Genomic DNA, 22,387 nt, shown 5'->3' with positions numbered 1-22,387 from the left:
GCACGTCCCACCCTCGAGGAGCTCCCGTGGTGAACGAACGCAATCCCAAGAACGCCCGATCACTGGGAGAGCTGGTCAGCGACCTGCCCGGCCTCGTGATCGAGCTCGTCAAGGCCGAGGTCGCCTCGCTGAAGAACGAGCTGGCGGGCAAGGCGAAGAGCGCGGGTCTGGCCGTCGGCCTGTTCGCGGTCGCGGCCTTCCTCCTCCTGACCGCGTGGGCGACGCTGGTCGCCTTCGCGATCATCGGCATCGCCTCCTGGCTGCCGGCCTGGCTGTCGGCGCTGATCGTGACGGTCTTCTTCCTCCTGGTGGCCGTGATCCTCGCCCTCGTCGGCGTGCGCACCATCAAGAAGGCCGTGCCGCCGGTGCCGCAGGACTCGATCGACAGCATCAAGAAGGACGTCCAGGCGTTCAAGGGAGTGGGCAGCTATGACAACTGAGCGATCCGTCAGCAGCACCACGCCCCGCTTCGTCGACCCGGCGGAGCTGAAGCCCGGCCAGCTGAAGGCCGACATCGAGCGCGCTCGCTCCGAGCTCGCCGCGACCCTCGACGCGATCGAGTACAAGGTCAACGTGCCGCGCAAGGTGCGTACCGCCCAGCGGACGATCGAGCGCAAGCTCCAGGTGGTGCGCCGCCAGAACCCCTCCGCGCTGATCGCCGGAGCGGTCGGCGCCGCCGCCGCCGTGGGCCTCGTCGTCTGGGGCGTCGCGAAGCAGATCATCGAGGACTGAGTGCCGGAGGGCCCGGGGCGCTAGCGTCCCGGGCCCTCCGGCGCCAGAGCCCCCGCCGCTTTTGTGCATCGGCACGAGCGGAGGGATGATGGATCAATGACCGATCAGACCGCCGGCACGGCGGGTCCCGTTCAGTCCGCCCCCGACACGAGCGCCGCCGCTCCGGCGCCGCAGCCCCCCGCCGATCAGGATCACTCCGATCAGGCCCTGGGATACACGCTCTGGGCGGTTCTCCGCAGGGATCCCGCACGTCCGTTCACCCTCTCCAGCGACGCCGTGGATCCCGCGGTGAAGCAGTACGAGCACCTCGTCGCCCAGCTCGAGGGCGAGGGCGTGACCGTCCGCGGCACCTACGACGTCTCGGCCCTGCGCGCCGACGCCGACATCATGCTGTGGCTCACGGGCCCGGCGCCCGAGGAGCTGCAGCGGGCCTACCGCGAGCTGCGGCGCACGGAGCTGCTGGTCGGCCTCCTGCCGACGTGGAACGCGATGGGCGTGCACCGCGACGCCGAGTTCAGCTCGAACCACCTCCCCGCCTACATGCGCGGGAAGGCGCCGGCCCGCTGGCTCACGGTCTACCCCTTCGTCCGCTCCTACGAGTGGTACATCCTCCCCGAGGAGGAGCGCCGCGCGATGCTCGCCCAGCACGGGCGCCAGGGCTCGCGGTTCCGCTCCGTCCTGACCAACACGGTCGCCTCGTTCTCGCTCGGCGACTACGAGTGGATCCTCGCCCTCGAGGACGAGGAGCTCGTCAACCTCGTCGACCTCATGCGCGACCTGCGCGCCACGGAGGCCCGCCGCCACGTGCGCGAGGAAGTCCCCTTCTACACAGGACGGCGCATCGACGCCGACCAGATCGCCGAGGTGCTCCGATGAGCGACACGACCAGCGAGCCGATCCTCGTCCGCGGGGCCACCCCTGCGGCGGCGTCCGGCCCCGAGCACGTCGAGGTCCCCGTGGCCTACGACGCGATCCTCCTCGCCGGCTTCGGCGGGCCCGAGGGTCAGGACGACGTCATCCCGTTCCTCCGCAACGTCACCCGCGGCCGCGGCATCCCGGAGGAGCGCCTCGAGGAGGTCGCCCACCACTACCGCCACTTCGGCGGCGTCAGCCCGATCAACGCGCAGAACCGCGCGTTGAAGAAGGCGCTCGAGGCCGAGCTCGCGAACCGCGGCATCGACCTCCCCGTGCTCTGGGGCAACCGCAACTGGGCGCCCTACATGAGCGAGGCCGTCGCCGAGGCGAAGGAGCGCGGATTCACCAACCTGCTCGCCATCGCCACCAGCGCGTACTCCTCCTTCTCGTCCTGCAGGCAGTACCGCGAGGACTACGCGGCGGCGCTCGACGCGACCGGCCTCGAGGGCGAGCTGCGGATCGACAAGGTGCGCCAGTTCTTCGACCACCCCGGCTTCGTGATGCCGTTCATCAAGGCCGTCCACGACGGGCTTGACGAGCTGCGCGAGCGGATGCCCGACCTCGATGTCACGTCCGAGGTGGAGGTGCTGTTCTCGACGCACTCGATCCCCATGGCCGACGCCGAGCGCAGCGGACCCCACGAGCGCCACGACGACGGCACCGTCGTCGACGTGCACGAGTTCGGACCGGGCGGCGCCTACGAGGCGCAGCACCTCGCCGTCGCCGAGGTCGTCATGGCCGCCGCCACGGACGAGGACGCGCCCTGGCAGCTGGTCTACCAGTCGCGCTCCGGCCCGCCCACCCAGCCCTGGCTCGAGCCGGACATCAACGACGCCATCGCGGAGCTGCCGGCCCGCGGCCGCCGCGCGCTGCTGATCGTCCCGCTCGGCTTCGTGTCCGACCACATGGAGGTCATGTGGGACCTCGACAACGAGGCCCTCGAGACCTCGGAGGAGCACGGACTCGTCGCGCTCCGCGTCGCGACCCCCGGCACGGACCCGGTCTACGTCTCCGGCCTGGTCGACCTGGTCCTCGAGCGCGTCAACGGCGTGCCGACCGAGGACCGGGCCTCGATGACGGCGCTCGGCCCCTGGTACGACGTCTGCCGCCCCGGCTGCTGCGAGAACGTGCGAGCGGGGTTCAAGCCCGCCCTGGCGGGAATCGCACCGTGATGAGGAGTCGTCTGTCGTGAGCATCAGAGTCGGCACCCGCGCGAGCGCGCTCGCGGTGGCGCAGACCCGGATGACGGCCGATCTGATGTCGGCCGCCGCGGGGGTCCCCGTGGAGCTGGTGCGCATCGAGTCGGACGGTGACCGCATGCGCGGCTCGCTCGCCTCCCTCGGCGGCACCGGCGTGTTCGTCAGCGCCCTGCGCGACGCGCTGCTCGCCGGGCGCTGCGATGCGATCGTGCACTCGCTGAAGGACCTGCCCACCGCTGCGGTGGAGGGCCTGCTGCTCGGAGCGGTCCCCGAGCGGGAGGACCCGCGCGACGCGCTCTGCGCCCGCGACGGGCTCACCCTGGCGACCCTGCCGGTCGGAGCCCGCGTGGGCACGGGCTCGCCCCGTCGGCGCGCGGCGCTGCTGGCCGCCCGTCCGGACCTCGAGATCGTGGACATCCGCGGCAACATCGACACCCGGCTCCGGAGGGTGCTGCCCGGCAGCGACTCGCCGCTGGACGCGATCGTGCTCGCCCTGTCCGGCCTGCGCCGCCTCGGCCGGGTCGACGCGATCACCGAGGTGCTCGGCTTCGACGTCTCCCCGCACGCCCCCGGTCAGGGAGCGCTGGCCATCGAGGTGCGCGACGAGGAGCCGTCGGAGGAGCTGCGTGCCGCTCTCGCGGCGGTCGAGCACGTGCCGACCCGCGCGGCGATCACGGCCGAGCGCTCGCTCCTCGCCTCCCTCGAGGCCGGGTGCGCCGCTCCGATCGGAGCCTCCGCGGTCGTCGAGGAGGACCGCGTGGTCCTGCACGGCGTGGTCTTCGCCGTCGACGGTACGGCGTCCCTCGCACGGGAGGTCGCGGAGCCGGTCGATAACGGTTCGGTCGGCGGTGGTCGACACCGGGCGGATCCGCAGTATGGTGGTCGCGAACTGCCCGTCGTCGAAGCCGCGTTCCGTTGCGGCTCTCTGCTCGCTGACGCGCTTCTCGGTGCGGGTGCCGCCGAACTCGCACCCCTGGGAGCCCCTTCGTGATCGTCCCCGCCGCCTACTCCCAGTGGGAGAAGCCGCTGCAGGGGTGGCGCATCCTCGTCCCCCGCGGAGGCCCGTGGGGGGACGGTGTCGCCGCCGCTCTCCGTGCCAAGGGAGCCTCGCCCGTCGTCGCTCCGATGATCAACTTCGCGCCGACCGACGACTTCCCGGCGCTCGAGCAGGCCCTCGCCGACCTCGAGGCCGGCGCCTTCGACTGGATGACCGTCACGAGCGCCACCACGGTCGACGTCCTGTCCCTCCTGCGCACCACCGTGCCCGCGAGCACCAAGGTGGCGGCGGTCGGCGAGACCACGGCGGCCGCGCTCGTCGCCGCCGGGTACTCCGTCGACCTCGTCCCCTCCGAGGACAACTCCGCCCGCGGCCTCCTGGCCGAGTGGGAGGAGGCCACCGGCGGCCGACACCCCCTGCGCGTGCTGACGCTGCGGTCCGAGATCGCCAAGCCGCTGCTCACCGAGGGCCTCACCCGCATCGGGCACGACGTGCGCTCCGTGGTCGCCTACCGCACGGTCGGCGTCCCGGTGGAGGAGCGCGTCGTGGCGGATGTCGCCGGCGGAGCCGTGCACGCGATCCTCGTCACCTCGGGCAGCGTCGCGGAGCAGGTCCAGAAGCAGCTCGGCCCGGTGCCCGAGTCGATCCTCGTCGCCGCGATCGGCCCGCAGACCGCGAAGGACGCCCGCGCCTTCGGCCTGCGCGTCGACGTCGTCGCCGACGAGCGCTCGGCCTCCTCCCTCATCGACGCGGTCGCCGCCGTCGCCACGGAGCGCGCTCCCCGCTGAGCCGCCTCCCCAGCGCGACGTCGGCCGGGAGGGGCGGGCCCCGCCCCACAGGCCGGGGACCCGCCTCTCGGCTGACGTCCTGCGTCCGGAGCACCTCCACGGGGTGGGGCGTCCGCGCTCCCGGGAGGTGCTCGGCGGGGCGGGATTACGCTGGAGGATATGACTGCCATCCGCCCGCGCCGCCTCCGCACGACCCCCGCACTCCGCCGTCTCGTCCAGGAGACGCGCATCCACCCGGCGCAGCTGATCCTGCCCCTCTTCGTGGCCGAGGGGATCACCGAGGCCCGGCCGATCGGGTCGATGCCGGGGGTGATGCACCACTCGCTGGACAGCGTCCGCGGAGCGGTGACGGAGGCGGCCGAGGCGGGGATCGGCGGCGTGATGCTGTTCGGCGTGCCCACTACGCGCGACGCGGTCGGCTCCGGTGCGACCGACCCCGACGGCGTGCTCATTGCCGCGACGCGGGTCGTCGTGGAGGAGGTCGGCGACGCGCTGGTCGTGCAGACCGACCTGTGCCTGGACGAGTTCACCGACCACGGACACTGCGGCGTGCTCGACGACCGGGGGCGCGTCGACAACGATGCCACGCTCCTCCGCTACGAGGAGATGGCGCTCGCCCAGGCCGAGGCCGGCTCCCACCTGCTCGGGCTCTCGGGAATGATGGACGGCCAGGTCGGAGCGATCCGCGCCGCTCTCGACGGCGCCGGGCACCTGGACACCGCGATCCTCGCGTACTCGGCGAAGTACGCCTCCAGCTTCTACGGTCCGTTCCGCGAGGCCGTGCAGTCCACGCTGGAGGGCGATCGCCGCACCTACCAGCAGGACCCGGCCAACCGCCGCGAGGGCCTGCGCGAGGCGACCCTCGACCTCGCCGAGGGAGCCGACGTGGTGATGGTGAAGCCGGCCATGAGCTACCTCGACGTGCTCTCGGACGTCGCCGCCGTCTCGGACGTGCCGGTCTGGGCGTACCAGGTGTCGGGGGAGTACGCGATGATCGAGGCCGCCGCCGCGAACGGCTGGATCTCGCGCGAGCCGGCGATCCTGGAGTCGGTCACGGGGATCCTCCGCGCGGGGGCCGACGCGGTTCTCACGTACTGGGCCGTCGAGATCGCTCGCGACCTGCTGAAGTAGCCGCTCCTCCTCCTGGGAGCGAGCCTCGGCATCTCGTCACAAAGCGCTCCTCCGGCGCGAGGGCGCCGGGCGGCGCGCGTACCCTGGAGGGGTGACCACCTCGGCGAACGACACCCTGTACGAGCGTGCCCGGCACGCGATCCCCGGAGGCGTCAACTCGCCCGTCAGAGCGTTCCGCTCGGTCGGCGGGACCCCGCGCTTCATGGTCTCGGCCGCCGGCCCGTACATCACGGACGCGGACGGGCGCGAGTACGTCGACCTCGTCTGCTCCTGGGGCCCCGCCGTCCTCGGGCACGCGCACCCCGAGGTCGTCGCGGCGGTGCAGGAGGCGGCCGCCCGCGGTCTCTCGTTCGGCGCGTCCACTCCCGCCGAGACCGACCTCGCCGAGCTGGTCGAGGCGCGGATCACGGCCGGGGGAGTCTCGCCGATCGAGAAGCTCCGCCTGGTCTCCACCGGCACCGAGGCGACGATGACAGCGATCCGCCTCGCACGCGGCGTCACCGGCCGCGACCTGCTGATCAAGTTCTCCGGCCACTACCACGGCCACTCCGACGGGCTGCTCGCCGATGCCGGCTCCGGTCTCGCGACCCTCTCGCTGCCCGCCTCCGCCGGCGTCACAGCCGCGACCGCGGCCCAGACGATCGTGCTGCCGTACAACGACCTCGAGGCGGTGCGCGCGGTCCTGGCCGAGCGCGGCGCCGACATCGCGGCGGTCATCACCGAGGCCGCGGCCGCCAACATGGGCGTCGTCGCTCCGGATCCCGGCTTCAACGCGGCCCTCGCCGACCTCGTGCACGCGAACGGCTCGTTGCTGATCATGGACGAGGTGCTGACCGGCTTCCGCGTGAGCGCCGGCGGCTGGTGGGGGCTCGAGAACCGCGGCGCCGAAGCTCCGTACCGGGCCGACCTCTACACCTTCGGCAAGGTCATCGGCGGAGGGATGCCGGTCGCGGCCCTCGGCGGCCGTGCGGACGTCATGGACCACCTGGCGCCGCTCGGGCCGGTGTACCAGGCGGGCACCCTCTCCGGGAACCCGGTCGCGGTGGCCGCGGGCATCCGGACGCTGCAGCTGGCCGACGACGCGGTCTACGCCTCGCTGGACGCCACGGCGCTGACCCTCCAGCGCGAGGTGTCGGCGGCGCTGACGGCCGAGGGCGTCGCGCACACGGTGCAGACGGCCGGGAGCCTCTTCAGCTTCATGTTCACGGACCTGGGCCGGCCGGTGCGCGACTACGCCGAGGTCCAGGCGCAGGAGTCGTTCCGCTACCCGGCGTTCTTCCACGCGATGCTCGACGCGGGCGTCTCGCTGCCGCCGTCGGTGTACGAAGCCTGGTTCGTCTCGGCCGCGCACGACGACGCGGCGATCGGACGGATCGTGGACGCGCTGCCGGCGGCGGCGAAGGCCGCGGCGGCCGCTCGGGCGTAGGCTCCGGGGCCACCCGCGGATCAGTCGGGAGGCGCCCGCCGCACTGGAGCGGCGGACGTCCCGCGGGCCCGGCCGCCGGCGTGCGGCGACCGGGCAGGGGCCCTCAGCCCCGGCGCGAGACCGACTTCGGCAGCACGAACACCAGCGCGAAGGCGGCGACCGCCATCAGGGTGCTGAGGAGCATCGCGGGAGCCGCGGCGTCGAGGAACCCCGAGGCGACCGTGTCCGGACCCGTGATGACGAGGCTCCCGAACAGCACGCTGCCGATGACCGCGATGCCCACGGCCGAGCCGATGCGCTGGATCGCCGAGATCACGCCGCTCGCCGCGCCCGCGTCCTGCGGGTCGACGGTCGAGACGATGAACTGCACGTTCGGGGCGATGAAGAAGCCGTTGCCGAGGCCCGCGATCAGCAGCGGCGGCAGGAGCTGCCAGTTGCTGATCGAGTCCGGGGTCGCGGTCAGCAGCACCAGCCAGACCCAGCCGAGCCCGATGGCGAGCAGTCCGCTGCCCATCACCAGGACGTTGCGCCCCAGGCGCGCGGTCATCCGGTTGCTCTGCGAGGAGCTGATGATGCTGCCGATCGCGAAGGGGATCGACACCAGGCCCGACTCGAGCGCGGTGTGGCCGAGGCCCGACTGCCAGAGCAGCGAGATGGTGAAGAAGATGCTGGTGAAGGCCGCGAAGTAGACCAGCGCGAGGATCACGCCTCCGGTGAAGGCCGGGTGGCGGAACAGCGACGGCGGCACCAGGGGAGCGCGGCCGCGGCGGACGTGGAGGACCTCCCATGCGCCGAACGCGGCGAGGAGCAGGACTCCGCCGGCGATCGAGAGGAAGGTCCACAGCGGCCAGCCCTCGTCCTCGCCCTGGATGAGCGGGACGAGCAGGGCGACCAGGCCGCCGGAGACGAGCACGAGGCCGAGCCAGTCGACGCCTCCGCTCGGGGCGCGGTCGCCGGCCTCGAGGTCGCGACGGGCGGGGAGGAGGACCGCGGCGGCGATCAGGGTCGCGACGCCGATGGGCAGGTTCACCCAGAAGACCAGGCGCCAGCCGTTCTCGTCGCCGAAGGCCTGGATGATCAGGCCGCCGATGATCGGGCCGAGCGCCGACGAGACGCCGAGGACCGCGCCCATGACCGCGAACGCCTTGCCGCGCGAGGGACCGCGGAACAGGAGCTGGATGTAGGCGTTGACCGCCGGGACGAAGACGCCGCCCGCCAGGCCCTGCACGATGCGGGCGATGACGAGCTGGGTGTCGTCCGCGGCCAGTCCGCACGCGAAGCTGGCGACGGTGAAGAGGGCGATGCCGCTGACGAAGACCCACTTGTGCCCGAAGCGGTCGCCGAGGCGGCCGGCGGGGATCAGGGCGAGGCCGAACGCGAGGGCGTAGCCGGAGATGATCCAGGAGAGCGTCGACTCGGAGGCGTCGAGCGTGGTGCGGATGGTGGGCAGCGCCACGTTCACGATGGTCGTGTCGAGCAGGGCGATGAACATGCCCGCGAGCAGGACGATCAGCGAGCGCCAGGCGCGCTTGTCGGGGGCGGGAGGGGCGCCGGTCGATCGGGCGGTCGACGTCTCGGTCATCGCAGGAGTGCCTTTCGAGCAGGGGGGGAGGGGTGGTCCGTCAGACCTGTTCGAGGGACGCGACCGGATGTGAATGCTCGCAGGAGAAACCGGGTTTCCGCACGCCGGGATCTGTGGGGGCCTTCAGGCGGAGGGCTCGCCGCAGGCTCGCCTCGCGGGGCGTCAGCGGATGCGCGACTCCGCCAGACGGGCGCAGTCGATGCAGAGCTCGGCCGTGGGCCGGGCGGCGAGGCGGGCGGCCCCGATCGGGCGGCCGCACGAGGCGCAGTCCCCGTAGCCGCCGGTGCCGAGGCGGGCGCGAGCGGCGTCGAGCTCGCGCGCCGTGCGGGCGAGAGCGTCGCGGACTCCGGCCATCCGCGACCACTCGGCCGAGAGCGGCGTGCCCTCCGGGTCGTGCTCGTCATCGGCGGTGCCGTCGGCACGGTCGCGCAGGAGCTCGGCCAGCGAGGCCTCGAGCCGGGCCGCCTCGTCGCGCGTCTCGGCCTGCCGCTCGGCCAGCAGCGCGTCGAGGAGGCGCGCCTCGTCCGGATCCATCGGCATCCGACCATGCTGCCACCCACGCGAGCGGCGGGGCATCGTTGTGCGATCCGGCGCTGACCCGGCGGCGGGCGGCGGGGCAGACTAGAGGCATGCCCGTCGTGACCGTGCTCCCCGACCGCCTCGAACTCCGCCTCACCGCGGCCGAGCGACTGCTCGCGTTCCACCGCAGCGACGTCGTCGTCGACCGGTCGAGCATCCGCTCGGCGACGGTCACCGAGGACCCCTGGATCTGGGTGCGGGGCATCCGCGCGCCGGGCACCGCGGTGCCGCTCACGCTCGCGGCCGGCACGTGGAAGTTCCACGGCGGCAAGGACTTCCTGCTGATCAAGCGCACCGCCTCGGCCGTCGTGATCGACCTGGTCGACGAGGACTACTCCCGCCTGATCGTGAGCACCAAGCACGCTCCCGAGCTGATCGCGGCCCTCCAGCTGGGGACGACGACCGCGGCGATCCCCGTGATCGAGACCGACGACCTCGTGATCGTCGCCGAGGTCGCCGAGCAGGCGGAGCGGGCCCAGGCGGCCGCCGCGGAGAAGCGCGCGAAGACGAAGGCGAAGGCGGCGGAGGCCGCGGCCGTGGCCGCGGAGGCGGCGGGTCCGGCGACGGTGGTCGAGGGTCAGGAGGCGGCGAGCGGCGGGAGCGCGGCGGCCGCGGCGACCGCGGCTCCGGAGGCGGACGGCGCCGCGGAGGACGTCGCGGCGCCGACGGAGTCAGCAGCGGGGGCCGCTCCGAAGAGCCCGAAGGCCGCTCCGAAAACGAGTGCTCGGACCGCCGCGAGCACGCCGGCCGAGTCCGGGGCTTCCGCGCCCGTGGACGTCATCGGCTCCGAGCCGATCGACTCCGCAGCTCCGGTGAAGCCCGCCGAGCCGAAGCCCGCCGAGCCGAAGCCCGCCGAGAAAAAGTCCGCGGGATCGAAGCCCGCCGAGCCGAAGCCCGCCGGATCCGAGTCCGCCGAGCCCGCCCCCGCGAAGCCGGGGCCGGCCGCGAAGCCCGCGCCGAAGCCCCGCACGCCGGCGAAACCCCGCGCCGCGCGCCCCGACTCCTCCGTCGGTCACGCGTCGGCCGAGCCGAGCGGCGCCACCGAGGCCGCGGAGTAGCGCACCGCCGCACGAGCAGCAGCCACGCAGCGCCGGCCGAGGCGCCCACTCCTCCACGCTCGAGGCGGGCGGACGCCCTCCGCCGACGCCGTGCCCTCAGGCGCGGACGTCCACCAGTGTCCGACCGTGCGAGCGGCCGGCGAGCACGTCCTCGGCCGCGTCGACCGCCCCGCCGAGCGGCACCGTCGTCGTCAGCTCGTCGAGCAGCTCCAGGTCGAGGTCGTGGGCGAGGCGGCGCCAGGCCTCCTCGCGGAGCTTGCGCGGCGCCTCCACCGAGTTGATGCCGGCCAGCGTCACTCCGCGCAGGATGAACGGCATCACGCTCACCGGCAGGTCCGGGCCCTGCGCGAGACCGCACGCCGCCACGGTGCCGCCCCACCCCGTCTGCGCGAGGGCGTTCGCGAGCGTGTGCGAGCCGGCGGAGTCCACCGCTCCCGCCCAGCGCTCGGACTGCAGCGGCTTCCCGCCCTCCTGCAGCTCGGCGCGGTCGATGACGTCGGAGGCGCCGAGGCGCTGGAGCAGAGCGCCGTGCTCGCCGAGCCGGCCGGTCGAGGCGACGACCTCGTGGCCGAGGCGCGCCAGGAGCGCGACGGCGAGCGACCCCACGCCTCCCGAGGCCCCCGTCACCAGGACGGGACCGCTGCCCGGCCGCACGCCGTGCCGCTCGAGCGCCAGCACGGCCAGCATCGCCGTGAAGCCCGCGGTGCCGATCGCTCCGGCCCGTGCCGCCGAGATGGCGCCGGGAAGCCGGAGCAGCGACGCGGAGTCGACACGCGCCCGCTCGGCGAGCCCGCCGTCGTGGCGCTCGCCGAGGCCTGCGCCGTTGAGCACCACCCGGTCGCCGGAGTCGAAGCGCTCGCCCGCCTCGCCGTCCGCGTACTCCACGGTGCCGACCAGGTCGATGCCGGCGACGAGCGGGGTGCGGCGCACGATCCCGGGCCGCCCCGCCAGCGCCAGGGCGTCCTTGTAGTTGACGCTCGAGTACTCGACGGCGATCGACACGTCGCCGTGCGAGCGGTCGGGATCGTCGCGCTCGAGGAGGCGGGCTCGGTTGGGGGTGTCGGTGTCGGAGTCGGAGTGCCGCTCGACGACGATGGCTCGGTACATGGGCCCACGCTACGCCCGCGGGCCCGCGGCCGGGCGGTCAGTTCAGGGGCCGGGTGCCCTCGGGGAGCGATCCGCCGGAGTAGAGGGCGGCGGCCGCGTCCTGGAGCGCCGTCAGGGCGACGCGCTGCGTCCACGGACCGTAGGAGACGCGGGCCAGCCCGAGCTCCTCGAAGCGGGCGGGGGACTGGGATCCGGGGACGCCGATGACGCTGACGCGCTGCCGCCCGAGGGCGGCGACGAGGGACTCCAGCTCGGCGTCCTGGAGCAGCCCGGGGACGAAGAAGCAGGTGGCGCCGGCGTCGAGGTAGGCGCGGCCGCGCTCGACGGCGTCGGCCAGGACCTCATCGCGGTCGCGGTCGCCGGCACGGAGGAGCACGTCCGTGCGGGCGTTGAGCGCGAAGGGCACCGCCTCCTCCTCGGCCGCGGCGACGGCCTTCTCGACCGCTCGCAGCGCCTCCGGGAGCGGCTTCGCCTGGTCCTCGAGGTTCGCGCCCACGACGCCGATCCCGATCGCGCGCCGGACCGTCTCGCCCGCGTCGCCGTAGCCCGCCTCGAGGTCGGCCGAGACCGGGACCTCGACGGCGGCGACGATGCGCTCGATCATGCCGAGGTGCAGCTCCAGCGGGATCCGCTCGCCGTCCTCGTAGCCGAACGCCGCTGCGATGGAGTGGCTGGCGGTCGCGAGCGCCCGGGTCTCCGGGAGCGCGGCGACCGTGGTCGCGCTGATCACGTCCCAGACGTTCACCACCTGCAGCAGCTCGGGGGCGGTGTGGAGGTCGACGAGGGTGCGCCCGCGCGCTTCGATGCTCATGGCACGAGCGTAGGGCCCGCGTGCGCGGCGCAGGCCGCCGCATCGCAGTCGGCGCAGACCACGAGCTGGGCGCGGCAGGAGAGGTCGGTGCAGTTGCGCATCCGGCTGGTCGGCGCGGCGCACGAGGTGCAGCGGCCCAGCACCTCGGCGTCGGGGGAGAAGGAGACGGAGCCGCGGCCGTCGAAGACGTACAGGGCCCCCTTCCACAGACCGCGGTCGCGCCGCGCCTCGGCGTAGCGGACGACGCCTCCGTCGAGCTGGTACACCTCGCCGAAGCCGCGCGCCGTCATCAGGCTCGACAGCACCTCGCAGCGGATGCCGCCCGTGCAGTACGTGACCACGGGCCGGCCCTTGAGGTGGTCGTAGACGCCGGCGTCGAGCTGCTCGACGAACTCGCGGGTGCTGGAGACCCCCGGCACGATCGCCCCCTCGAACCTGCCGATCTCGGCTTCGAAGGCGTTGCGGCCGTCGAAGAGCACCACGTCGTCGCGCTCGGCGACGAGGGCGTCCAGCTGGTCCGGGTCGAGCCGCGGAGCCGTCCCTACGACCCCGTCGGCGTCGACCCGCAGCTCGTCGGGCGCGCCGAACGAGACGATCTCGTCGCGCACCTTCACCGAGAGACCGGGGAAGTCGAGGCTGCGGCCGTCGTCGTCGAGGCCGGAGCCGTCGCTCCACTTCACCTCGAGTCCGTGGAATGCCGAGTGCTCACGGGTGCGGCGGACGTAGCGCTTCAGGGCGTCCATCCCGCCGCCCAGCGTGCCGTTCACCCCGTGCTCCGAGATCAGCAGGCGCCCGCGCAGGCCCAGCGACTCGCACAGCTCGCGCTGCCACAGCCGCACGGACTCGGGGTCGGCCAGCGGCACGAAGCGGTAGAACAGCAGGATCTTCGGCAGCACCGGCACATCCTACGAGGACGTCCGGACCGGGGCGCGGCGTGTGGCAGCATCGTCGGGTGCCCGACGCCTCCGCCCCCGTGCCGCACTCCCGCCTCGAGGACGTCTTCGGTCTCGTCACCGGTGCGTTCGTCGTGTCGCTCGGCCTCTACCTGCTGCGCGCGAGCCAGGCGGTCACGGGCGGCACCGCGGGTCTCGCACTGCTGCTGGGGTACCCGCTCGACATCCCGTTCGGCGTGATCCTCGTCACGGTCAACGTGCCGTTCCTCGCCCTCTCGCTGTGGAAGAAGGGCTGGCGGTTCACGCTGCGGACCATGTTCTCGATCGTGCTGGTCTCGGTCCTGGCGGGGCTGCACCCGCTGGCGTTCGGCGAGCTGCGGATCGAGCCCGTCTACGGCGTCCTCACGGGCGACGTGCTCGCGGGGATCGGCCTCCTGATCCTCTTCCGGCACGGGTCGAGCCTGGGCGGATTCAGCATCGTCGCCCTGATCGCGCAGGAGCGGCTCGGCTGGCGGGCGGGCTACGTGATGATGGCGCTCGACGCGTGCGTGGTCGCGGCCGCGCTGCTGGTGGTGCCTCCGCTGAACGTGCTGATCTCGGCGGCGGGAGTGGTGGTGCTCAACCTGGTCCTGGCGTTCAACCACCGGCCCGGGCGCTATCTCGGGTCCTGACCCCCTCCGCAAGCCCTTCGGCGCGCACCGCCGGGTTCCTAGGCTGAGGGCGCGGGCCCCCGCCCGCCCTTCCCGAACGGAGAAACCGGATGTCCGACTGGACCTACGACCCCTACGCCCGCCTCGGCGAGGTGCCGACCTTCGCGCTCGAGAGCGACGACATCGCCGACGGTGCGCCCCTGTCCGCCCGCCACTACGGCGAGGGCTCCGGCGGGGAGGACGTCTCGCCGCACCTGCGCTGGTCGGGAGCCCCCGCCGAGACGAAGAGCTTCGCCGTGACGGTGTTCGACCCCGACGCGCCCACCGGCTCCGGCTTCTGGCACTGGGCCGTCTACAACCTCCCGGCCGACACCACGGAGCTCCCCACGGGAGCCGGAGCCGCCGGCTTCGAGCTGCTCCCGGCGGGCGCGCAGACGCTGCCTAACGAGATGCGGCTGCGCCAGTTCGTCGGAGCGGCGCCGCCGGACCGCGAGCACCGCTACTTCTTCGTGGTGCACGCCCTCGATGTCGAGTCACTCGACCTCGACCTGGAGTCGACGCCGGCGATCCTCGGCTTCAACGCGCACTTCCACACCCTCGCGCGGGCGCAGATCGTCGCCACGGCGACGCCGGACGGCGCGAAGGACTGACCGCTCCGCGGGGAGCGCGCGCTACCCGAAGAGGGTGCGCGCCTCCTCGTAGCGGGCGTCCGGCACCGTCTTGAGGGTGCCGAGCGCCTCGGCGAAGTCCACGTGGTAGATGTCGGTGCCGCGCAGGGCGACCATGCGGCCCCAGTGCTCGGCGACGACGGAGTCGATGGCGGCCATGCCCAGGCGGGTCGCGAGGACGCGGTCGAACGCGGTGGGCGTGCCTCCGCGCTGGATGTGGCCGAGCGTGGTGGCGCGGGTCTCGATGCCGGTGCGCTCCTCGATGAGCGGGGCCAGCAGCTCGCCGATGCCGCCGAGGCGGGGCCGACCGAAGGCGTCGAGGCCGCGCTCGGAGTGGGCGTCGTCCATCGTGTCGAGCGAGAAGCCCTCGGCGACCACGACGAGCGGTGCGCGCCCGCGGTCCTGCGCGCTCTGCACCCACTCGACGATCCGGTCGAGGGAGGTGCGCTTCTCCGGGATGAGGATGACGTGGGCGCCCGCGGCCATGCCGGAGTGCAGGGCGATCCAGCCGACGTGGCGGCCCATGACCTCGGCGACCATGCAGCGGCCGTGCGAGTCGCCGGTGGTGCGGAGGCGGTCCATCGCGTCGGTCGCGATGCCGACGGCGGTGTCGAAGCCGAAGGTGTAGTCGGTGGCGCCGAGGTCGTTGTCGATGGTCTTCGGGACGCCGACGATCTTGAGGCCCGCGTCCGTGAGGCGCTTGGCCGCGGCCAGGGTGCCCTCGCCGCCGATCGCGATGATCGAGTCGATGCCGTTGCGGTCCATCATCTCGGCGATCTTCTCGGGGCCGCCGTTCTCGCCCTCGAAGGGGTTCGTCCGGCTGGTGCCGATGATCGTGCCGCCCTGCTTGGCGATGCCCTGGATCTCGGGGCGGCCCAGGGGCAGGAGGTCGCCGTCGACCACTCCGCGCCAGCCGTTCCGGAAGCCCACGAACTCCTGGTCGTAGACCTTGATGCCCTTGTAGACGGCACCGCGGATGACGGCGTTGAGGCCGGGGCAGTCGCCACCGGAGGTCAGGATCCCGATCTTCACCCGCTCAGGTTAGAGGACCCGGTGAACGGATGTGCACGCAGACGACGACGGGCCCCTCCTCGCCGCCTCGAGGAAGGGCCCGTCGTCGTGCTCTGTGCTGGTGGGACTAGGTCGTGACGAGCTCGCCGTTGACGCCGCGGGGGAAGAATCCGCCGGTGCGCGTGCCGGCCGCGGGGTTCAGGTACACGATGTTGAGGACCTGGCCCGGGGTGCGGCTGAACGCGATGGAGCTGCCGTCGGTCGGGACGATGTTCGCCTGGCCGTTGACCTTGACGCCCTGGTCGAGGTCGGTCTTGCCGTCGAGGCTGTCGCGCGCGTCGGAGAGCTTGTTCGCCGAGTCGGACAGGTCGGCGGCGTAGATCGCCGAGCGGATCGCGCCCGCGTGGTACGCCTCCACCGCGAGGATGCCGGCGGCCGCGTCGAGGTAGGTCTTCGACTGGATGAGCGGGGCGGCGCCCTTGTAGGCGGTCACTCCCACGTCCTCGAAGACGAAGGCGCCGAGCAGGAAGTTCGACTCGCTCGCGAACGGGTCGAACGACTGACCGGCCTTGATCAGCCCCGCCGCAACGGCGGCGGAGTTGAAGCTGTCCTTCAGGTTGATCGCCGGGCGGGCCACCTTCGCGGTGCCCAGCGCGGCCCGCAGGAACTGCACGTGGGCCTTCTCGTCGTTCGCGACCTCGGTGGCGAAGCTCTTCAGCCACGGGGTCTTGAAGTCGACGGGGCGGCCGCCGATGACGCCGCCGGGCGTGCCCTTGCCGGTCACGTCCGAGCCGCCGAGGCCGGTGCCGTAGACGGCGCGGAGGTAGAACTCGGCCTCGAGGTACTCGAGGTTGAGGGCGAAGTTGAGGATCGAGGCGTCGCTGGGGCCGCTGGCAGCGACCTCCTCGGCGGAGGCGGTGGGCGCGGCGAGGGCCGCGGCTCCGATGCCGAGGCCGGCGACGCCGGTGGCCTCGAAGAAGCGGCGACGGTCGAGAGCGGTCTCAGAGCTCTTGACGATCGCGTTGCGGATGAAGGTCGTGTCGAACATGTGCGCATCTCCAGTGTTAGGCGGGTGCCGGGCAGCTGGAGCGCCGCCGCGACAGCGCGAAGCTACGCCCGGGACCGACCTGCTGACCAGTGGAAACGGGCGATCGGATCCGCGCATGTGTTCACGCCGTCTGAACCAATCCGCCGGGCGTGTCGCTCCGAACACGTCGTGGATGGGGGTTCTGCGGAGGAGCGTCCGATCCGGTGTCGGAGCCGCCGGTTAGCATCACTGCGTGTCGATCCCCGCCCCCGCTCCCGAGCCCTCCTGGGCGACGGTCTACGCGCCGTCGGAGCCCGTGAGCCTCGCGCTCACCCTCCGCACGCTGCTGCGGGGCTCGGGCGACCCGACCATGCTCCTCGACGCGTCCGGCTTCTGGCGGGCGTTCCGCACGCCGCTCGGCCCGGGCACGCTGCACCTGCGGCAGGCGGCGGACGGCGTGGTCCACGCGCGCGCCTGGGGCGGGGGAGCGGAGTGGCTGATCGACGCGGTCCCCGAGCTCCTCGGCCACGGCGACGACTGGAGCGGGCTCGACCTGTCGGCCCACGCGCCGCTCGCCGAGGTGCTCCGCCGCTCGTCGGGCCTGCGCCTCACGCGCGCGAACCTGGTGTTCGAGATGCTCGCGCCGTCGGTCCTCGAGCAGAAGGTCACGAGCACGGAGGCGTGGCGCGCCTACCGGGTGCTGGTGCGCCTCCACGGGGAGCCCGCCCCGGGGCCGGTCGCTCTGCACGTGGCTCCGAGCGCGCAGCAGTGGCGGCGCGTGCCCTCGTGGGACTGGCACCGCGCGGGAGTGGATCCGCGGCGCTCGCGGACCGTCCTCACCGCCGCGCTCGTCGCCTCCGGCCTCGAGCGGACCCTCGCGCTCGGGCGAGGCGGCGACGAGGTCGCCCGCCGGCTGCAGTCGGTGCCGGGGATCGGGCCGTGGACGGCGTCCGAGGTGATGATGCGCGCCCACGGAGATCCGGACGCGGTCAGCGTGGGCGACTACCACCTGGCCGCGGCCGTCGGCTTCGCGCTCACGGGCCGGCTCGGGGTCGACGACGACGGCATGCTCGAGCTCCTCGAGCCGTGGCGCGGGCACCGGCAGCGGGTCATCCGGCTGATCGGCTGCAGCGGAGCGAGGAAGCCGCGGCACGGCCCGCGGATGACCATCCAGGACCACCGCCGGCACTGATCCGCTCCTCCACAGGGGCGGCTCGCGGGCGAGTCGGCGCGACCACCGCGTCACGCCGCGTCCGGGCGGCGGGTCGGGCTTAGCCTCGGAGGATGCAGCAGTCGACGACCCCAGGTGTGCCCGGCAGCGACCCGGAGCGCGAGCCCGACGACGCGGCCGTGCGGAGCGGGGTCGACGCGACGATCGGTGGTCGGACGCCGGAGGGCGGCACGGGGTCGGACGACGAGGTCGAGGCCGGTGAGGCGCGCGACTCCGTGAGCGGGGCCGAGGTCGTGCCGGCGCCGGAGTCCGCGTCCGAGGACGTGGCCGAGCCTCAGGACGAGCAGGAGTCCGACGCTGAGGACGAGGACCTGCGCGAGCCCGGTGTTCAGGACGAGGACGAGGTCGTGCGCGACGCTCAGGACGAGGCCGTGAGCGAGCCCGATGCAGAGGACGAGGTCGTGCGCGACCCTGAGGACGAGGTCGTGCGCGGGCCCGACGCCGCGTCGGAGTCGGAGCACGCGGCGCCCGCCGCCGCCGAGCCCGAGGTCGACGACCGCCCGATGATCGAGCGCGTCGAGTCCCTGGTCCGCCGCTGGATCGCGCGCAGCGGCGAGTTCCCGGTCGAGCCCGCCGCCCAGCGGCTCGCGGGCGTGCTCCAGGACCCGAACGGACTCGACTTCACCGTCGGGTTCGTCGACGGCGTCGCCCGGCCCGAGGACCTCTCGGTCGCGGCCGAGAACCTCGCGGCGCTCACCGCGAAGACGCCCGCCTTCCTCCCCTCCTATCTGCGCGCCGCGATCAGCACCGGCGGCGCCGTCGGCCCCGTGCTGCCCTGGGTGGTCGTGCCCGCGGCCCGCCGGGTCCTCCGCCGCCTCGTCGGGCACCTCGTGGTCGACGCCTCGGAGGCGCGTCTCGGTGCGGCCGTCGCCGCGCTGCGCGAGGGCGGCGACCGGCTCAACCTCAACCTCCTCGGCGAGGCCGTGCTCGGCGAGCGCGAGGCCCGCCGGCGCCTCGAGGGGACCCTCCGCCTGCTCGAGCGGCCGGACGTCGACTACGTCAGCGTCAAGGTCTCGAGCGTCGTCAGCCAGCTGTCGATGTGGGCCTTCGAGGAGGAGGTCGACCGCGTCGTGGAGCGGCTCACCCCGCTCTACCAGGCCGCCGCGTCCGGAGCCGACCCCACCTTCATCAACCTCGACATGGAGGAGTACCGCGACCTCGACCTGACGGTCGCCGTGTTCCGGCGCCTCCTCGAGCAGCCGGGCATGCTCGACCTCGAGGCGGGCATCGTCCTGCAGGCCTACCTGCCCGACTCCGTCCGCGTGCTCGACGAGCTGACCGGGTGGGCGCAGGAGCGCCGGGCCCGCGGCGGAGCCCCGATCAAGGTGCGCGTCGTGAAGGGCGCGAACCTCGCGATGGAGCGGGTCGACGCGGCCCTGCACGACTGGCCGCTCGCGACCGTCGGCAGCAAGGTGGAGGCCGACACGAACTACAAGCGCCTGCTCGACCGGGCGCTGCGGCCGGAGCGCGTCGACGCGGTGCGCGTGGGCGTCGCCGGGCACAACCTCTTCGACCTCGCCTGGGCGTGGCTCACGGCGACCGAGCGCGGGGTGACCGGCGCGGTCGAGATCGAGATGCTGCTCGGGATGGCGACCGGGCAGGCGCGCGCCGTCCGCGAGGACGTGGGACGACTCCTCCTCTACACGCCCGTCGTGCACCCGCACGAGTTCGACGTGGCCATCTCGTACCTCATCCGCCGGCTCGAGGAGAACAGCAGCCCCGAGAACTTCCTCTCGGCCGCGTTCCGCCTCGACGACGAGGAGGTGCTGCAGCGGGAGCTCGGCCGCTTCCGCGCCTCGCTCGAGGCCCTCGACGACTCCGTCCCGCCGCCGAACCGCACGCAGGACCGCCTGCGGGAGTGGTCCTCCGGCTCCGGCCGCCGCCTCGTGCAGGAGCACGCCCGCGCCGGCGAGCGGGCGCAGGACCCGGCCGCCGCGGGCCTGACGCAGGCCGTCCTCGGCCTCAGCCGCGGCTCCGGTGCCGCCGCCGCGACCGCGGGCTTCCACAACGAGCCCGACACCGACCCCGCCCTCCCCGGCAACCGCCGCTGGGCGCGCCTGATCACCGAGCGCATCGCCGGCTCGACCATCGGAGCGGGCACGGCCGACGCCGCGCGCGTGAGCACCGAGGCGGAGCTCCAGGAGGTGCTGCGCACGGTGTCCCGCCGCGCGGAGCGCTGGGGCGAGCGCCTGGGCTACGACCGAGCGGCCGTGCTCGACCGCGCCGGCCTCGTCCTCGCCGCGAACCGCGACCGCCTGATCGAGGTGATGGCCTCCGAGACCGGCAAGACGATCGCCGAGGCCGACCCCGAGGTCTCCGAGGCCATCGACTTCGCCCACTACTACGCCACCCGCGCCCGCGAGCTCGACGCCGTCACCGGGGCCACCTTCGTCCCCGCTCGGGTCACCGTCGTCGCTCCGCCGTGGAACTTCCCGGTCGCCATCCCCGCCGGATCGATCCTCGCGGCGCTCGCCGCCGGCTCCGGAGTCGTGGTGAAGCCGGCGCCCCAGGCCCGCCGCTCGGCGGCTGTGCTCGTCGAGGCGCTCTGGGACGCGGGCGTCCCGCAGGAGCTCCTCGCCCTGGTCGACCTCGACGAGGAGGAGCTGGGACGGGCGCTGATCACCGACCCCCTCGTGGACCGCGTGCTGCTCACCGGCTCCTACGAGACCGCCCGCCTCTTCCGCTCCTGGCGGCCCGGCCTCGCACTGCAGGCCGAGACCAGCGGCAAGAACGCGATCATCGTCACTCCCCACGCCGACTACGACCTCGCCGTCGCCGACATCGTCCGCAGCGCCTTCGGGCACGCCGGCCAGAAGTGCTCCGCCGCCTCCCTGGTGATCCTGGTCGGCTCGGTCGCCCGCTCCAAGCGCTTCCGCGCCCAGCTGGTCGACGCCGTCACGTCGCTCCGCGTCGGCCGGCCCGACGACCCGTCGGCGGTGATGGGGCCGCTCATCGAGGAGCCCACCGGCAAGCTCCTGCACGCGCTCACCACGCTGGGCGGAGGCGAGTCGTGGCTCGTCGAGCCGCAGCGCCTCGACGAGAGCGGCACGCTCTGGTCGCCCGGGATCCGCGAGGGCGTCACCGAGGACAGCTACGTCCACCTCACCGAGTTCTTCGGCCCGGTGCTCGGGATCATGCACGCGGCGACCCTCGAGGACGCCGTCCGGATGCAGAACGGCACCGAGTACGGGCTCACGGCCGGGCTACACTCCCTGCACGCCGACGAGCTCGCCCTCTGGATCGACTCGGTCGAGGCGGGCAACCTCTACGTCAACCGGGGCATCACCGGAGCGATCGTCCGGCGCCAGCCCTTCGGCGGCTGGAAGCGCTCGTCCGTCGGCGGCGGCGCGAAGGCGGGCGGACCCAACCACCTCATCGGCCTCGGCTCCTGGAAGCCCTCGCCCGCGCGCACCTCCTCGACGCTGCACCTGCGCGGCCTCGACGACCGCGCGCGCCAGTTCATCGAGGCGGCCCAGTCCTCGCTCCGGTTCGAGCAGTTCGACCTGCTCCGCCGCTCCGCCCTCTCCGACCAGCTCGCCTGGGCGACCGAGTTCGGCGTCGTCACCGACATCTCGAAGGTCGGCGTCGAGCGGAACCTGTTCCGCTACCTCCGCGTGCCGATCGCGCTGCGCCTGGCCGACGGCGGCGACCTCGGAGAGCTCCTCCGCGTCATCGCCGCCGGCCTGCTGACCCGCTCCCGGATGGACATCTCCACGTCCCTCCCGCTCCCGCCGCGGGTCCAGGAGATGCTCGGCGGCGACGAGCTCGCCGAGATGGCGGGCCTCGTCCCGCGCATCGTCGTCGAGACCGACGCCCAGTGGCTCGAGCGCGCCGCGGCCGGCCGCATCACGGCCCCGCGCATCCGCATCATCGGCGACATCGTCTCCGACCGCGTCGACGGCTACGCGGGCCCGCAGGCCCCCGGCAGCCCGACGCACGGACAGCAGGCCGTCGTCCGCCGATCGTCCGACTCGACCGGCTCCTTCACCGACGTCGTCGCCGGCATGACCCGCGGCAGCACAGGCACGCCGGTCCCGCTCACCCGCGCCGACGGATCCCGCGTCTCCCTCGCGACCGCCCTCGCCGAAGCCCTCGGCGGCGCCCTCGACACCGCCGTCTACGCCGACCCGGTCACCCCCGCCGGCCGCGTCGAACTGCTGCCCTTCCTCCGCGAGCAGGCGATCTCGATCACGAACCACCGCTTCGGCAACCCGATCGATCTGAGCGACGACGTGCTGTAGTCGATTCCACGCCCGTCCCTGACGGGCGTGGCGCGGTCGGCTTCTCGACGGGGTGCGTTCTGTGGAGCGGGGGGCGTTCGGCTACAGCGATCCGCTCGCACGCGGATCGCTGGTTCGCCTCGGGGGCGGTGCTCGCGGGGATGGTGTGGATTCTGTGTGGCGCGGTCGGCTTCTCGACGGGGTGCGTTCTGAGGGGCGGGGGGCGTTCGGCTACAGCGATCCGCTCGCACGCGGATCGCTGGTTCGCCTCGGGGGCGGTGCTCGCGGGGATGGTGGGATCAGGCTGGCGCTGGTCGGCCTCCCGACGGAGCCCCGGGACGCGGCTCAACGAGGCGCGGGGG

Annotated in this window: 20 protein-coding genes; 13 read left to right on the top strand and 7 right to left on the bottom strand. The window is 73.5% G+C overall.

Annotation, left to right across the window (positions count from 1 at the left end; all coding sequences use genetic code 11):
- Positions 1 to 29 precede the first annotated feature (29 nt).
- From C5C49_RS05315 to hemL, 8 genes are all read left to right on the top strand, one after another.
- Positions 30 to 440: a phage holin family protein gene (locus C5C49_RS05315; RefSeq protein WP_244229489.1), complete on the top strand. Its 411-nt coding sequence runs from the start codon at positions 30 to 32 to the stop codon at positions 438 to 440.
- Positions 430 to 732: a DUF3618 domain-containing protein gene (locus C5C49_RS05310; protein ID WP_104222879.1), complete on the top strand. Its 303-nt coding sequence runs from the start codon at positions 430 to 432 to the stop codon at positions 730 to 732. Before C5C49_RS05315 ends, C5C49_RS05310 begins: the two co-directional genes overlap by 11 nt.
- A 96-nt stretch (positions 733 to 828) precedes the next feature.
- Positions 829 to 1,608 carry a hydrogen peroxide-dependent heme synthase gene (gene hemQ / locus C5C49_RS05305; protein WP_104233087.1) on the top strand — a complete coding sequence of 260 codons (780 nt, stop codon included), beginning with the start codon at positions 829 to 831 and terminating at the stop codon, positions 1,606 to 1,608.
- Positions 1,605 to 2,819, top strand: coding sequence for a ferrochelatase (locus tag C5C49_RS05300; protein ID WP_104345615.1), 1,215 nt, complete (start codon positions 1,605 to 1,607; stop codon positions 2,817 to 2,819). The genes hemQ and C5C49_RS05300 overlap by 4 nt, the downstream gene beginning before the upstream one ends.
- A gap of 16 nt (positions 2,820 to 2,835) precedes the next feature.
- On the top strand, positions 2,836 to 3,837 hold the full coding sequence (hemC, locus tag C5C49_RS05295) for a hydroxymethylbilane synthase (RefSeq protein ID WP_104283147.1): 1,002 nt from the start codon (positions 2,836 to 2,838) through the stop codon (positions 3,835 to 3,837).
- The gene (locus C5C49_RS05290; protein WP_104222950.1) at positions 3,837 to 4,631 is read left to right on the top strand and encodes a uroporphyrinogen-III synthase; all 795 of its coding nucleotides are present in this window, start codon (positions 3,837 to 3,839) and stop codon (positions 4,629 to 4,631) included. The genes hemC and C5C49_RS05290 overlap by 1 nt, the downstream gene beginning before the upstream one ends.
- Before the next feature lie 159 nt (positions 4,632 to 4,790).
- Positions 4,791 to 5,762: a porphobilinogen synthase gene (hemB, locus tag C5C49_RS05285; RefSeq protein WP_104345614.1), complete on the top strand. Its 972-nt coding sequence runs from the start codon at positions 4,791 to 4,793 to the stop codon at positions 5,760 to 5,762.
- Positions 5,763 to 5,853: 91 nt separating this feature from the next.
- The gene (hemL, locus tag C5C49_RS05280; protein ID WP_104222874.1) at positions 5,854 to 7,188 is read left to right on the top strand and encodes a glutamate-1-semialdehyde 2,1-aminomutase; all 1,335 of its coding nucleotides are present in this window, start codon (positions 5,854 to 5,856) and stop codon (positions 7,186 to 7,188) included.
- Positions 7,189 to 7,291: 103 nt separating this feature from the next.
- On the opposite strand, the gene C5C49_RS05275 is transcribed toward hemL, so the two are convergent.
- Entirely contained in the window at positions 7,292 to 8,770 is a 1,479-nt protein-coding gene (locus C5C49_RS05275; RefSeq protein WP_104233092.1) for an MFS transporter, read from the bottom strand.
- A gap of 162 nt (positions 8,771 to 8,932) precedes the next feature.
- Complete coding sequence (locus tag C5C49_RS05270) at positions 8,933 to 9,310, bottom strand: TraR/DksA family transcriptional regulator (protein ID WP_258060010.1); 378 nt, start codon at positions 9,308 to 9,310, stop codon at positions 8,933 to 8,935.
- Positions 9,311 to 9,399: 89 nt separating this feature from the next.
- On the opposite strand from C5C49_RS05270, the gene C5C49_RS17440 reads away from it, so the two are divergent.
- Positions 9,400 to 10,407, top strand: a complete 1,008-nt coding sequence (locus C5C49_RS17440; protein ID WP_308471225.1) for a hypothetical protein — start codon at positions 9,400 to 9,402, stop codon at positions 10,405 to 10,407.
- A gap of 96 nt (positions 10,408 to 10,503) precedes the next feature.
- On the opposite strand, the gene C5C49_RS05260 is transcribed toward C5C49_RS17440, so the two are convergent.
- Genes C5C49_RS05260 through C5C49_RS05250 form a run of 3 tightly spaced genes read right to left on the bottom strand, consistent with a single transcriptional unit; the run spans position 10,504 to position 13,221 of the window.
- On the bottom strand, positions 10,504 to 11,514 hold the full coding sequence (locus C5C49_RS05260) for an MDR family oxidoreductase (protein ID WP_104345613.1): 1,011 nt from the start codon (positions 11,512 to 11,514) through the stop codon (positions 10,504 to 10,506).
- Positions 11,515 to 11,551: 37 nt separating this feature from the next.
- The gene (locus tag C5C49_RS05255) at positions 11,552 to 12,325 is read right to left on the bottom strand and encodes an isocitrate lyase/phosphoenolpyruvate mutase family protein (protein WP_104345612.1); all 774 of its coding nucleotides are present in this window, start codon (positions 12,323 to 12,325) and stop codon (positions 11,552 to 11,554) included.
- Positions 12,322 to 13,221: a rhodanese-related sulfurtransferase gene (locus C5C49_RS05250; protein ID WP_104222869.1), complete on the bottom strand. Its 900-nt coding sequence runs from the start codon at positions 13,219 to 13,221 to the stop codon at positions 12,322 to 12,324. Before C5C49_RS05250 ends, C5C49_RS05255 begins: the two co-directional genes overlap by 4 nt.
- 56 nt (positions 13,222 to 13,277) lie before the next feature.
- On the opposite strand from C5C49_RS05250, the gene C5C49_RS05245 reads away from it, so the two are divergent.
- Positions 13,278 to 13,889: a YitT family protein gene (locus C5C49_RS05245; protein WP_244230588.1), complete on the top strand. Its 612-nt coding sequence runs from the start codon at positions 13,278 to 13,280 to the stop codon at positions 13,887 to 13,889.
- 89 nt (positions 13,890 to 13,978) lie between these two features.
- Positions 13,979 to 14,518: a YbhB/YbcL family Raf kinase inhibitor-like protein gene (locus C5C49_RS05240; protein ID WP_104345611.1), complete on the top strand. Its 540-nt coding sequence runs from the start codon at positions 13,979 to 13,981 to the stop codon at positions 14,516 to 14,518.
- A 21-nt stretch (positions 14,519 to 14,539) separates the two neighbouring features.
- On the opposite strand, the gene C5C49_RS05235 is transcribed toward C5C49_RS05240, so the two are convergent.
- Entirely contained in the window at positions 14,540 to 15,568 is a 1,029-nt protein-coding gene (locus C5C49_RS05235; protein WP_104233097.1) for a 6-phosphofructokinase, read from the bottom strand.
- A gap of 106 nt (positions 15,569 to 15,674) precedes the next feature.
- Positions 15,675 to 16,595 carry a ferritin-like domain-containing protein gene (locus tag C5C49_RS05230; RefSeq protein ID WP_104222865.1) on the bottom strand — a complete coding sequence of 307 codons (921 nt, stop codon included), beginning with the start codon at positions 16,593 to 16,595 and terminating at the stop codon, positions 15,675 to 15,677.
- Between the two features lie 232 nt (positions 16,596 to 16,827).
- Between C5C49_RS05230 and C5C49_RS05225 the strand changes: the two genes are divergently transcribed.
- Entirely contained in the window at positions 16,828 to 17,766 is a 939-nt protein-coding gene (locus C5C49_RS05225; protein ID WP_258068389.1) for a DNA-3-methyladenine glycosylase, read from the top strand.
- Between the two features lie 542 nt (positions 17,767 to 18,308).
- Positions 18,309 to 22,046, top strand: coding sequence for a bifunctional proline dehydrogenase/L-glutamate gamma-semialdehyde dehydrogenase (locus tag C5C49_RS05220; protein ID WP_104345649.1), 3,738 nt, complete (start codon positions 18,309 to 18,311; stop codon positions 22,044 to 22,046).
- The last annotated feature ends 341 nt before the right edge of the window (positions 22,047 to 22,387 follow it).

The sequence above is a fragment of the Rathayibacter sp. AY1E2 genome, from assembly GCF_002932325.1.
Classification (GTDB): domain Bacteria; phylum Actinomycetota; class Actinomycetes; order Actinomycetales; family Microbacteriaceae; genus Rathayibacter.
This window is presented reverse-complemented; position numbering and strand designations above follow the sequence as displayed.